General features: G+C 45.4%; 11 protein-coding genes. 5 read left to right on the forward strand and 6 right to left on the reverse strand.

All coding sequences use genetic code 11. From position 1 onward, the window contains the following. Positions 1-128 precede the first annotated feature (128 nt). The 4 genes from F6J99_RS31505 (at position 129) to F6J99_RS31520 (ending at position 5,709) form a co-directional block, all read left to right on the forward strand. Positions 129-1,340: a transposase gene (locus F6J99_RS31505; RefSeq protein ID WP_293118881.1), complete on the forward strand. Its 1,212-nt coding sequence runs from the start codon at positions 129-131 to the stop codon at positions 1,338-1,340. Between the two features lie 498 nt (positions 1,341-1,838). Next, positions 1,839-3,134 (forward strand): anhydro-N-acetylmuramic acid kinase, encoded by a 1,296-nt coding sequence (locus tag F6J99_RS31510; RefSeq protein ID WP_293118865.1) that lies wholly within the window; start codon positions 1,839-1,841, stop codon positions 3,132-3,134. Between the two features lie 360 nt (positions 3,135-3,494). Then, positions 3,495-3,941, forward strand: a complete 447-nt coding sequence (locus F6J99_RS31515) for a hypothetical protein (RefSeq protein ID WP_293118867.1) — start codon at positions 3,495-3,497, stop codon at positions 3,939-3,941. A gap of 235 nt (positions 3,942-4,176) precedes the next feature. Continuing rightward, complete coding sequence (locus tag F6J99_RS31520) at positions 4,177-5,709, forward strand: serine/threonine-protein kinase (protein WP_293118869.1); 1,533 nt, start codon at positions 4,177-4,179, stop codon at positions 5,707-5,709. A gap of 111 nt (positions 5,710-5,820) precedes the next feature. Here the strand turns inward: F6J99_RS31520 and F6J99_RS31525 are convergent, their stop codons facing one another. From F6J99_RS31525 to F6J99_RS31550, 6 genes are all read right to left on the reverse strand, one after another. Next, positions 5,821-6,639: a tetratricopeptide repeat protein gene (locus tag F6J99_RS31525; RefSeq protein WP_293118871.1), complete on the reverse strand. Its 819-nt coding sequence runs from the start codon at positions 6,637-6,639 to the stop codon at positions 5,821-5,823. Between the two features lie 239 nt (positions 6,640-6,878). Then, positions 6,879-8,342, reverse strand: coding sequence for a Re/Si-specific NAD(P)(+) transhydrogenase subunit beta (gene pntB, locus F6J99_RS31530; RefSeq protein ID WP_293118873.1), 1,464 nt, complete (start codon positions 8,340-8,342; stop codon positions 6,879-6,881). Positions 8,343-8,530: 188 nt separating this feature from the next. Next, positions 8,531-8,710, reverse strand: coding sequence for a hypothetical protein (locus F6J99_RS31535; RefSeq protein ID WP_293118875.1), 180 nt, complete (start codon positions 8,708-8,710; stop codon positions 8,531-8,533). 238 nt (positions 8,711-8,948) lie between these two features. Then, the gene (gene pntA, locus F6J99_RS31540) at positions 8,949-10,574 is read right to left on the reverse strand and encodes a Re/Si-specific NAD(P)(+) transhydrogenase subunit alpha (RefSeq protein WP_365974615.1); all 1,626 of its coding nucleotides are present in this window, start codon (positions 10,572-10,574) and stop codon (positions 8,949-8,951) included. Beyond that, the gene (locus F6J99_RS31545) at positions 10,571-10,708 is read right to left on the reverse strand and encodes a hypothetical protein (RefSeq protein WP_229423957.1); all 138 of its coding nucleotides are present in this window, start codon (positions 10,706-10,708) and stop codon (positions 10,571-10,573) included. Before F6J99_RS31545 ends, pntA begins: the two co-directional genes overlap by 4 nt. A 245-nt stretch (positions 10,709-10,953) precedes the next feature. Continuing rightward, complete coding sequence (locus tag F6J99_RS31550; RefSeq protein WP_293118877.1) at positions 10,954-11,118, reverse strand: hypothetical protein; 165 nt, start codon at positions 11,116-11,118, stop codon at positions 10,954-10,956. Positions 11,119-11,493: 375 nt separating this feature from the next. Between F6J99_RS31550 and F6J99_RS31555 the strand changes: the two genes are divergently transcribed. Beyond that, positions 11,494-12,027: a DUF2808 domain-containing protein gene (locus tag F6J99_RS31555; protein ID WP_293118879.1), complete on the forward strand. Its 534-nt coding sequence runs from the start codon at positions 11,494-11,496 to the stop codon at positions 12,025-12,027. Positions 12,028-12,905 lie beyond the last annotated feature (878 nt).

The raw sequence follows: 12,905 nt of genomic DNA on the forward strand, positions 1-12,905 counted from the left end.
ATTCAAACCCGTTCTGAGAAGTACCCACTGACAAGGGACTACTGCGCGAGGAGCCGTGTGAGAGGAAACTTTCATGCACGGTTCTGAAGACGAGTCGGAGGGGCGACTCTCCGGCTTAGTTTAATGAACTGTTGCGCCGTCACTGGAACTATGCTCTAGGACAAAGGCTTGATTGGCTTAACAGGACTCGTTCACCTGTTGATAGATGTAGCTTACTCAAGGAGCCGATTGGTGAAATTCCTGACCCCGTCAACTACTACACCCAGCAATCTGCTCTCAAGGAAACAAAGCGGTTGTTCCCTGAGTACAAGCTGATTTACGCCGAAACTCAACAAGTAAACTTACAACGGCTGAACATTGCATGGGAACGATGGAGAAAACCAGATACGACCGGAAAACGCCGAGGACGACCTCGGTTTAAGAAGCAAGGTCAATTGCGGTCATTTGTGTTTCCACGGGTCAACAATGCTAAAGCAGGAGCCAAGCTGATTGATGGTGTTTTGACCTTGAGCCGAATTGGGTCAATACCAGTGGTGATGCACCGACCATTGCCCATCGGATTTACCCTGAAACAATGCACTATCGTCAAGAAAGCAGACGGTTGGTACTGTTGCATTTCAATGCTTGATGACACAGTTCCTGAGTTATTGCCTGTAGATGCGGTTAAATCTACGGTTGGCATTGATGTTGGCTTAGAGAAGTTTCTGACCACATCAGATGGTGAAGCCGTTGAGATTCCGCAGTTCTACAGAAAGGCTACTAACAGGCTAGCAACTGCTCAACGGGTAATGTCACGCCGGGTTAAGGGTTCTAAGAACTGGCAGAAAGCTAAGCAGAAAGTAGCTTTATTGCACCTTCATTTAACCCGTTGCCGAAAGGAATTTCACTACCAGGTTGCACATTGGTTATGTAACAAGTATGACCTGATTGGTCACGAGGATTTAAATATCAAGGGACTGGCTAGAACTAAACTAGCAAAATCAATACATGATGCGGCGTGGGGGTTATTTCTGGAAATCCTACAAGCAGTAGCGGTCAAACGCGGTTTGTTAATCCAGAAAGTCAACCCACGGGGCACAAGTATTGAGTGCTTTAACTGTGGCTCAAGAGTCGAGAAAGACCTGAGTGACAGAGTTCATAACTGTTCCAGTTGTGGTGTTTCGATTGACCGGGATTGGAACAGCGGTATCAATATTCTCAATCGCGCATTAATGGCGGTAGGACTGCCGCTTAATGGCTGTGGTAAATCGATACAGGATATCGTTCGCTTAGCGTCGGCATCCGCCGAGGAGCAGCAAGTCTCATTTGTGAATTTGAGAAGCCCACATCATAATCTTTGATTTGATGTGGGAGTAGTCACAAGCCCATAGACACCCTAGCGCTTCGGTGCCGGGTACGACGCGAACAGGAAAAGGATTATTTGATTTCCGGATACAGTGGCAGAAATGGTGGAGTTAAAAGAAGTAGATGAAATTTAATTACCACCCTGAGCCGTTCCTTCGGGCTTAGGGTTTTTTTGCTGAACTTTCTGCCAAAATATAACCATTAACCACATCATAAAATAGCTCAGCTAAAGTTATTAGCCACTTATTTTGATTCCTGCGCTTAAAGTCTTAGGGGTTTTGTTATTGTTATGTGGTAATATTAGAAATGAACCATAAATAGTTAACGATAGACTATCTAAACATTAATTACTAGTCAGTAGCTAACATAAGGCAGAAAATAAACCTGTTTTTCTTCCCCCTCTTATCCTATCCCTTACATCCGTTACCCATCCATTGCCCCTTCTATCCTAATATTGCTATCTTGAGCTTACCTTAACGCAACACAATTTGAAGATGACCCGTGTAATTGGCTTAATGAGCGGTACATCTGTAGATGGCATCGATGCTGCACTAGTAGAGATTTCTGGCTCAGACTTAGATTTAAAGATTGAGCTACTCGCTGGTGCTACCTATGGCTACCCCACTGAACTCAGGGAAAAAATTCTAGCTGTCTGTGCTGGAAGTCCCCTATCCATAGCAGAATTTGCAGCATTGGATGATGCGATCGCATTTCAATTTGCCCAAGCAGCACTGGCAATTGGGAGTGGGTTACCTCCCGCTGAGTTAATTGGTTCCCATGGTCAAACAGTATACCATCGACCATTAGGGGTTAATGGTGTTCGCGAACAACCTGCAACGGAAACTAACCTTGAACCTGCTAACCTTCAACCTGCTAACCTTCAACCTGCTAACCTTGAACCTGCTAACCTTAAACCTGCTAACCTTAAACCTGCTAACCTTCAACCTCTAACGACTCTGGGATATAGCCTTCAACTAGGACGGGGAGAGGTGATTGCTGAGATTACCGGTATCAAGACCATCAGCAATTTCCGTGTGGCTGACATTGCTGCTGGGGGAGAAGGTGCGCCTCTGGTTCCTAAGATAGATGCCTGTTTGCTCCGGTCATCTACCCATAACCGATGTATCCAAAATATTGGTGGTATTAGTAATGTTACTTATTTGCCAGTTAGTGAAGGGAACTGGTTGGAACAGGTATATGGCTGGGATACTGGTCCGGGGAATGCCCTGTTAGATCTGGCTGTCGAGTATTTTACCAACGGTAGCAAAACCTATGATTACAATGGAGAGTGGGCAGCGAGTGGCACTCCCTGTGAGGCTCTGGTCGAACAGTGGCTTGCTCAAGAGTTCTTCAAGATACCGCCACCAAAATCTACCGGACGAGAGTTGTTTAGTCTAGATTACCTCAACCAGTGTTTGGTAGAAAGCGAAGCCTATAACCTTGCTCCTGCTGATTTCCTGGCAACACTCACAGAACTCACTGTTGCCTCTATTGTTGAGAGCTATCGCAACTTCTTGCCTCACATGCCAGATGAAGTACTCTTGTGTGGTGGAGGGGCAAGCAATTTATACTTGAAGCAACGGCTGCAAATTAGACTAGATTCGGTGCCAGTATTAACCACTGACCAGGTTGGGTTAAGTCGGGATTTTAAAGAAGCGATCGCATTTGCTGTTTTGGCTTATTGGCGTAACCTGGGTATTCCCGGCAATCTCCCTCAAGTAACCGGTGCTTCAGAGGCTGTATGTCTAGGAAACCTGTATTCTCCGAGATCGCAACACCAGTCATCCTAAAACTGGGTATTTTAGCGATGCAGAGGTGCGACAATCATGGGAATTTAATTACGGGTCAAACGCACCATTACGGTCTTGGGGAGGTCACGTCACCTGAACTTGCTAATGGTGCTTGAGATGACCGTGAGGGAGTGCCGACCTGCGGGGGTTCCCCCCATGAGCAACTTGAGAATCCCCCGTGGGTGAGTTTGGAGCAGAGTTCAACTAGTTTGTCTGTTGATCCGTAGGAGTTGGGCTACTCCCGGAAGTTTGCCAATGGGATAACCTGAGGGGGTAAACCCCACAACCTTAGGTATAGCAGCTAAAATGAGTGGGGAACGATGAGAGGGTAATATTCAGTAACAGATAAAGAGTAACACTGTGGCTCACACCTTTTTATTGGAGGCAGGACGCTGGACACTTCGGGGCAATTGGCTGGAACGCAATGGAAAATTAATTGTAGTCAGAGGTGGGACTATGGTTACCTGGAGTCGGGAAAACTGGTTTACTATGGTCACAAGACTGGTGTTTCCCAATAGTGAACGGGAGGATATCTCTTGCCAGTATCTAGGCCGTCTTGATACTGGCGAGCCAAAGTATACCTTTGTCTTACAACACAGCTTCCTAGGTCGTGTCGAGGGAGAAGGCTGGGTGGCTCCAGAATCCATTGTGCAACGGTATTGGGTATTAGGAGATCGCCAACGACGCAGTGGTTTTGAAACCCGGTATCAACGTAATGAAAATATATACTACCTCTCCAGTAGCATTATGGCAGGTCATTATCTCAGTAGCACAATGGAAGCAACTTTGAAACGTCAGCAAAAATAGAAGTATTCTGGAATTAAGGGAGTTTTAAAAGCAGTACGCCTGTGACCATTGCTACCAGCGTTCATCTTGTTTATTCCTTAGTCAGTTTTATCCTTAATCTTTAGTCCTTAGTCCTTTGTGATCCACATTAAGTCTACTAGTATTTACAAATGACCAATGACCAATGACCAATGAGCGATGACTAGTGACTAATGATTCATGAACACGTTACATTCGGGATCTCACCAAGGAACTTATGATCACAGACCCTAACAAAGGTCGTCTACTCGCCAATCGCTATGAACTGGTCAAGTTGATCGGCAAAGGTGCTATGGGTCAAGTGTATCAAGCCAAAGATACGCTATTGGGAGGTGTAACTGTTGCTGTCAAATTTCTCTCCCATACATTATTGAACCAAAAAATGCGCGATCGCTTTGAACGGGAAGCAACGATTTGCGCTTTGCTTGGTGAGAAAAGCAATCACATCGTGCGAGTTAGGGACTATGGCATAGATGAAAATGATATTTCCTTCTACGTCATGGAATACTTGGCAGGGGGAAATTTAAGCGAAATAATTCACACTAAAACCTTATCCTTACCCCGATTTTTGAATATTGCCCGCCAAATTTGTCTAGGATTACAATGTGCTCACCAAGGCATTGTATTTAAAGGCACACTCACTCCAATTGTGCATCGTGATATTAAACCCAGTAACATTCTCGTTGTCGAAGATTCCTCCTTCGGTGAACTGATCAAAATCCTTGACTTTGGCATTGCTAAGCTTCTTCAGTTTGATGGTTCTCAAACCCATTCTTTTATGGGTACCCTAGCCTATTGTTCACCAGAACAAATGGAGGGAAAGGAACTGGATAAACGCTCTGATATCTATAGTCTAGGGGTGATGATGTTTGAGATGTTAACTGGTCACATGCCCATTCTTCCAGAAGATCATTCCTTTGGTAGTTGGTACAAAGCTCATCACTTCAGCCCACCTAAATCTTTTGGATCGATTAACCCCAAACTAAAGCTGCCGAAGTCCCTAGAGAACCTAATCATGAGCTGTATAGCGAAAGAGGTATCTGATCGTCCTCAAAATGTCGGGATTATCCTACGAGCATTGGATTCATTAAACGAAGGTCATGATCGCGGTCGCTATCTGGGTCATCGGATTCAAACAATACTATCCGAGAAGCCTCTGACTAAGGCAACACAAATACTTCCTGTATCAGGGAATGATATTTGTCGGCGAACCTCCTGGCCCGATGACAAACCTAAAGCATCTATTGTCTTTCCTAAGATAATTCGTAACACTATCAAAGCCTTTCCTACCCTCTGGGTGATGCTGACTAAAGAAGAGATTGATAACCGTCAGGTTAGTACACGCTACAACCAATTCTTGTATGTGATGGTACCTCATCCAATGGTGCTATGGATTACCGCAGTGCATAATCGCTACCAGGGTGCTTGTTGGCTTCCTTGCTACTTAGACCTCAAAACAAATCACGGTCAGAACATAGTCAGACTTTTGGGAGATACTGGATATTATCGTATTTTGTTTTTTGCCCAATCACAACCAGAATACTGTGCTAATGTAATGACCTCAACTATTGCTCCTGCCCAACGCCAGCTATTCATCGATTGGGCGAATACGTCTAAGACAATAAACTCAACTAATCAAGCAATGTTGAGCAAAGGAATACTTAAGCAAGAGTTTGAAAAGCTGAAGCCGAAGATTTTGATGAAGTTAGAAGCTGCTCATACAGATTACCCTACTGATATATCAGGTTAAAACTTGTTACTGGCAACTTGTTACTGGCAACTTATTACTGGAAAGTTGTTACTTCAAAAGAGATTTATTTTTTTACATTTTCGATTTTACCTATTCAACCCTCAGCCAAAACTAATATAGGGATAGCATCAACTCCCGCTGATACTTTTTCGTCAGGGGATGGTCATTACCGAGCACATCAAACACCGCAATCATGGATTTTCTTGCACCATCATCTCTATAGTTACGATGTTTACTGACGATTTCTAAAAAGATTTTCAGGGCTGCTTCATAGTGTCCCTCTACAACTAACCGAGATGCCTGAGCAAATAACTGATCTAATTCACTTTCCCCAATAGGATTCGCCTGCTGCTTAAATTGAATCAATGCTCTGATTGCCTGAGCTCTAGGGAAGTATTCTCGATCATTGCATTCAATGGTGTCTAAGAGTGTGGTTGCCTCTTCTGGCTCATTAATATGAACCAAAAAATTGGCAACTTCAATGACTAAACTTTGATGCTCTGGATACTTGGCAATTAGCTGCTCAAACAGCTGTTTTGCTCGGGATATATCCTCACTTGCCATGGCAACCCTAGCTTCTTCTAGTCCAATGTCTAACTCAGACTTTAGATTTAACCTAGCCAACATTTCCCGCAACTGAATTTCTGGTAAAACCCCCACAAAACCAGGAATCATATCACCATTGGTGACAATTCTGACATCGGGGACTCCCTCAATTTGAAAATTGTTCGCTAAGTCTTGGTTGCGGTCAATATCAACTTTTGCTAAAACAAAGTCATATTCTTTAGCTAGTTTCTCTAAAGTTGGTTTGAGCAGTTGACAGGGGCCACACCATGTAGCAAAGAAGTCTACTAATACAGGCTTCTCAAAAGACTTTTCTAAAACTTCAGTGGCGTAGTTGCTGCTAGTAACGTCTACAGAAAAACCCATATCAATTATTTCCGTTATCTTGCTGTTGAAATGAAAGATAAAATGTAAGCATATGCGCTACGCGCAGGCTACGCCAACAGCTAATGCTTACGAAGATAGGGAAGAGGAAGAAGGAGGGGAGAATAGCAGGGAATTTGTACCAAAAAATATTCCCTTTCCACACTCCTAACTTCCCCCAAACTCGATATCAAGTCAAGGTTTGAGCCAAAATCCGGGTGTTATTTGCCTCTAACCCTTACTCAGCCTGCAGAGGATGTAGCTAAGACTTTTCCTGAGCTAGATGCTGCACTGTCCCGGCTAGATTCTACGAGCTTCCCTAGGATAGCGCTAACGTTAGTCTTAGCATCACCGAAGAGCATATTGGTGTTTTCTTTGAAAAACAAGGGATTGCCAACACCAGCATAGCCACTGGACATTCCCCGTTTCATCACCACCACGGTACCAGCTTTCCAAACCTCTAAGACTGGCATCCCAGCAATTGGGCTACTGGGGTCTTCCATGGCACTAGGGTTAACGGTATCATTAGCACCAATCACGAGTACTACATCGGTGTCTGGGAAGTCCTCGTTAATCTCATCCATTTCTAGAACGATATCATAAGGCACATTTGCTTCAGCCAGCAGCACGTTCATGTGTCCTGGTAGTCGTCCAGCAACTGGATGAATGCCAAAGCGAACATTGATACCAGCATTCCTCAAAATCTTGGTAATATCGGACACCGGATGCTGAGCCTGAGCTACTGCCATGCCGTAACCGGGAACAATCATAACACTCTTGGCCCCTTGTAGCAGCTCTACGGTATCTTCTACTGTGGTCTCGGTGACTTGACCTTCGGGCTGATCACCAGCTTTCGCTTTAGCTGTAGTTCCTGCACCTTCGCCGAAGCCTCCTAAAATCACGCTGAAGAAGGAGCGATTCATGGCTCGACACATGATGTAGCTGAGGATAGCACCACTACTACCTACTAGGGCACCAGTGATAATTAACAGGTCATTGGACAGCATAAAGCCTGCAGCAGCAGCCGCCCATCCGGAATAACTATTGAGCATGGAGATGACCACTGGCATATCAGCACCCCCAATCGCAGCTACTAGGTGGATGCCTAACACTGATGCGATCGCAGCCATAATCAACAGGGGTTGCAGACCAGCCGTCCCCTCTGCTGTCATGAACTGGTAACCCAGCCCGATCACAGCCCCAAGCATAGCCAGATTGAGTACGTGGCGTGCTGGTAACATTAGGGGTTTGCTGCTGATGATAGCTCGTAGTTTCCCAAAGGCTATCACTGAACCGGTGAAGGTAATTGCCGCAATGAACACACCAATATAAATTTCTAACTGGTGAATAGTTACTTCTGCACCCGTTAGGGATTCCCCCCCTTGCAGGTAATTGGCAATACCCACCAGTACAGCTGCAAGACCGACAAAACTATGGAGAATTGCTACCAGTTCTGGCATGGAGGTCATGGCTACCCGAGATGCCACGATCGCACCAATTATCACTCCTGGCAGAATCATCCCTCCCAGAGTGAGGTATGCGGTTACATTGCTACTTAGGGCAGTGGCAACAAAGGCAATCAGCATCCCAAGAATGCCGTAAATATTGCCTTTACGGGCGCTTTCCTGGTTAGACAATCCCCCCAGGCTGAGAATGAACAAAGCACTAGCTGCAATATAGGCAACTGTCAACAGATTATTTGACATAGTCTCCTTAGTTTTATGGTTTTCAACGTTAAGGTTGAAGGTTAGTTGGTTGAATGTTGAAGGTTAGTTGGTTGAAGGTTGAAGGTTAGTTGGTTGAAGGTTGAAGGTTAGTTGGTTGAAGGTTAGTTGGTTGAAGGTTGAAGGTTGAAGGTTAGTTGGTTGAAGGTTAGTTGGTTGAAGGTTGAAGGTTAGTTGGTTGAATGTTGAAGGTTAGTTGGTTGAAGGTTAGTTGGTTGAAGGTTAGTTGCTTGAAGGTTGAAGGTTAGTTGGTTGAAGGTTGAAAGTGGTTTGGTTGTTCGCCTTTGGCGTTCGGTGTAGGGTGGGTGGTTTGGTTGTTCGCTTAGCGTGGCCTTTTGGCCAAGGTTCATAAGATAACCTGTAACCTTCAACCTGTAACCTTCAACCTGTAACCTTCAACCTGTAACCTTCAACCTGTAACCTTCAACCTGTAACCTTCAACCTGTAACCTTCAACCTGTAACCTTCAACCTTCAAACCTTCAATCTTCAACCTTCAACCTTCAAACCTTCAACCTTCAACCTTCAACCTTCAACCTCAAAACCTTCAACCTCAAAACCTTCAACCTTCAAACCTTCAAGGGTCTAACCTATTTCTGAAACATCTTGAGCATGCGTTGGGTTACTAGGAAGCCACCAGAGATGTTGATGGTTCCAACTAAAATTGCGATCGCACCCAGAATAGTAGTAGGTGAGGTAGCTGCGCCGGAAATTTGCAGCATTCCACCAATGATGATGATGCCGCTAATGGCATTAGTAACACTCATCAAGGGTGTGTGCAGGGCTGGTTTTACGTTCCAGATCACTTGCCAGCCTACGAAGCAGGCCAGGATAAATACCGTGAAGTGGGAGAGGAAAGAGGGTGGTGCTCCGATTCCCAAGCCAATTAGAGCAAGTCCCAGTAACACTGGCCAGAGCAAGCCCATGATACCCTTTGATTTCTTCGTCTCTGGCACAGACTGCTCTTGAGTTACCGCAGTCTGGGGTTCTGGTGCAGGCTTAGGAGGTGCTGGAGGTGTAGGCCGCTTGGGTGGGGGCCAGGTTACATCCCCAGCGTTTAGCACTAAGGCTCCCCGAACCACTTCATCCTCCATATCGACACGGTAATTTTCACTACCACCCATGTCCTTGAGGAGATGACAAAGGTTGGTGCCATAGAGTTGGCTAGATTGAGTAGCCATACGGCTGGGTAAGTCAGTCAAACCAATGATGGTCACACCTTTGTATTTGTAGACCTCATTGGCTTTGCTCACCTCACAGTTGCCCCCTTGCTCAGCTGCCATATCTACAACCACTGAGCCTTCTTTCATACTCGCTACCATTTCCTCGGTAATCAGTAGCGGTGCTTTTTTACCGGGGATCAGGGCAGTAGTGATGATGATGTCCACTTCTTTAGCCTGTTGGGCGAACAATGCCATCTCCGCCTCGATGAACTCTTTACTCATCACCTTGGCATAGCCCCCAGATCCCGTACCGTCTTCTTTGAAGTCCAGTTCCAGGAACTCTCCCCCCATGCTCTCCACTTGTTCCTTAACCACGGGGCGGGTATCGAAGGCGCGCACAACAGCACCGAGACCTTTAGCGGTACCAATAGCAGCCAGTCCAGCTACCCCAGCACCAATCACCAACACTTTAGCTGGGGGAACTTTCCCTGCTGCAGTAATTTGCCCAGTAAAGAAGCGACCAAAGTTATTGGCTGCCTCAATCACAGCCCGGTAACCAGCAATATTGGCCATAGAACTGAGGGCATCCATCTTTTGCGCCCTCGTGATGCGGGGTACCGCATCCATAGCCAACACTGTAGCTTTACGGGTTGAGAGTTGTTCGAGCAGTTCTTGGTTTTGGGCTGGCCAGATAAAGCTGATTAAAGTGCCATTTTCCGATAGCAACTCAGACTCATGCTTGTTTAGAGTTGGATGCATCTCAGGGGGACGCACTTTTAGAACAATATCTGCCTCTGACCAAAGGCTGTTCGCATCAGGGATGATTTGGCATTCTGCTTGTTCGTAAGCATTGTCAGGAAAATTAGCTGTCTCTCCTGCTCCGGATTCAATCAGCACATCAAAGCCAAGTTTCTGGAGCACCTTGGCTGTATCCGGTGTAGCAGCTACCCGGCATTCACCTGGGTAAATTTCTTTCGGGATACCAACCTTCATGCGAGTTTTGGTTGGCTGTAAATCTGACGTTTCAGCCTCTTTGGGAATGGCTAGGGTCATTGACTCTCCTTCAGTTGTCTAAATGGAATAACGACGGAAAATTCATTGATCACTAAGGTGGGTCTAGAGGCATCAGGCAAAGGATGTCCAGACCAGCCACTTTCAGGGGCTAAGGCCACCGTATCTCCTAACATAGCTTTTGGTCATGGGTGACAAATACTGCTTAGGTGAGGACAACAAAAATCAGGAAAACTGGCAATAATAACTGTTTTCCGTAACTATTTTCGGTAAATAGAATCAGGTAACAACTTCTTTTCAAAATGTTGTCCCTTGTTGACAATCTATCGTTCTATTTCTTTTGATTTCGAGTGGTTTTTAGCAAGTGGTAGCTTCTTGCTGCTGAGGATGTTCACCCTGTTTAGAGGATTCCCAAGTTCAACTAGAACGGGATCAGTTTGCCCCCTGACACCGCCAATGCCCTTAAGGGTCGGTGATTGACTCGCTCTTGAGAGGAAAACCTGCCAGCCTTAATCGTCTGATCAGCTGACTGGCTTCCCATCTGTGCTACTTGTCCTTGTATGCTACTTGTCGTGGTATCCAACACCAGGCATGGCCTCTTGCTGAATTTGAACTGCTGGCATAAATTTCTCTATATAAATTTCTCTGACTGTTCAAATACATGTGTCCCCATAACCGGATCTCTTTTTGGATTCTATGGTGATCTGCCAAAAGAGAGGATTATTTTTAACTTGTTTTAGGAATTGTGCTGTTGCACTCAGTTATCGTAGGTAATCTTTACTAGTCAGATCGATTTATAGGTGATGGGGTAATAGGGTGTAGTGAGTGATTAAGGTGTAGCGATAGGGTTTGAAATTGGTATTAGGGATATTTTGGGTATAGCTTGTGTATATATATATAAGTAGTACAGTTAAAAACAAATAACTGTTAATTATCAGCTCAAGTCAGCAGCATTAGATTTATGCTATCCACACAATCTTCCATCAAACGTCTGATTTCCGCGATCGCATTAGCTGGTTGTGTCTTGACCGGGCTATCGGTTCGGAGCTTAGCCCAGAGTAATCCCGGATTGGTACTCTGGAGTGGTGTTAAGCGGGAAAATATCCTGAGATATCACCTAGATTTCAACGGTGCCCCCAATTACTGGGATCGTTACCGCTTGAGGATTCCCAAGAAGAAAATGGAATTGGGAGTCGCTCAGTTTTCTATTTCTTATCCAGATTACTACGATGGTAAGTTCGACGTGGACAAAATTGAAGTGCGCGTTGACGGTAAATCCATCCCGGTCTCTGAAGTAGTCTGGGATAAAGAGAATTATAGCGTTCAGATTTACATGGAAGAGGCAGTTCCAGCCAATGAAAATGTGGAATTAGTATTTTCCAATGTCAAAAACCCTGATGGGGGTACTTATTACTTCGTTTGTTATGTCTCAACCCCTGGTGATATTCCACTACCCCGTTATGTCGGTACCTGGATTGTGAGTATTGGTCGTTAATCTATAGTAGTTCTTAATTCGCTCAGGTAACTCGTCCTAGGTTTTAGGGAGCAGGGAACAGGGAGCAGGGAGTAGGGGAAAGAGTGTGGGTTTTCCGGTGTAGGGTAACCGTCACCCCGTCATAGCCTCTCCCCATCTCCCCAAAGCGCCCCCATTCAGAATTTAAATCGCTAACAGCTTATTCCCACTCCCCTCCTCACCACACCTGCCATACCCCCTTGTTGATTAGACCTCCCAGGAAAACTAGCGAAGTCTATTGATCGCTTGTGCTAATTTGATTTGTTTTTGATTTGTCTTTGATTTCCGTTTTGTCTACATGATAAGCACGGATAAATATAGATCAGCTGTTACCCATCTCATTGGCATACTCAACAACAGGCTTAGAGGGATTAAGACTTGCACCCTGTTTGCCTTGTCCTTCTTATCGTTCCCCTTTTTGGTACTTACCTAGTCAATATCTCTTACGCACTTACGCACAATTGCTTAGCAAACCTGACCAAACACTATAAATAGTAGGAGCATAAACCGTGTGCCCCTACATGTAGATATACTGTATAAGTTATGTGTCGCAGAAAGATGTTTTCATTTAGCGGGGCATGGTGGATTGAAGGGCGCGGTGCGAGAAGTGGCAGAGAACGTATCGGAACATACCTTTGTCTTTCGCACGGGTGCGGCTTGTTCTAAGTAGGAGCCTCCCGAGACGGGAGGGGTATGACTTAGGTAGCCACGCGAGGTTTATACAACCTCAAAGGTTATAACTGTGTGCGGCTTGTTCTGAGTAGGAGCCTCCCTCGTGCGGGAGAGGTATGACTCAGGTAACTCGCGGGGACAACCCCAAGAATTATAACTGTTCATCCGGATGGCGGTGCAAACCCGCC

The sequence above is a fragment of the Moorena sp. SIO4G3 genome, assembly GCF_010692305.1.
In the GTDB taxonomy this organism is placed as follows: Bacteria; Cyanobacteriota; Cyanobacteriia; order Cyanobacteriales; family Coleofasciculaceae; genus Moorena; species Moorena producens_A.

Excerpts from the sequence above, each read along its gene's own strand:
- F6J99_RS31510 (WP_293118865.1), top strand. The coding sequence starts at position 1,839 with ATGACCCGTGTAATTGGCTTAATGAGCGGTACATCTGTAGATGGCATC.
- F6J99_RS31520 (WP_293118869.1), top strand. The coding sequence starts at position 4,177 with ATGATCACAGACCCTAACAAAGGTCGTCTACTCGCCAATCGCTATGAA.
- F6J99_RS31525 (WP_293118871.1), bottom strand. The coding sequence starts at position 6,639 with ATGGGTTTTTCTGTAGACGTTACTAGCAGCAACTACGCCACTGAAGTT.
- pntB (WP_293118873.1), bottom strand. The coding sequence starts at position 8,342 with ATGTCAAATAATCTGTTGACAGTTGCCTATATTGCAGCTAGTGCTTTG.
- F6J99_RS31535 (WP_293118875.1), bottom strand. The coding sequence starts at position 8,710 with ATGAACCTTGGCCAAAAGGCCACGCTAAGCGAACAACCAAACCACCCA.
- pntA (WP_365974615.1), bottom strand. The coding sequence starts at position 10,574 with ATGACCCTAGCCATTCCCAAAGAGGCTGAAACGTCAGATTTACAGCCA.
- F6J99_RS31545 (WP_229423957.1), bottom strand. The coding sequence starts at position 10,708 with ATGTTAGGAGATACGGTGGCCTTAGCCCCTGAAAGTGGCTGGTCTGGA.
- F6J99_RS31555 (WP_293118879.1), top strand. The coding sequence starts at position 11,494 with ATGCTATCCACACAATCTTCCATCAAACGTCTGATTTCCGCGATCGCA.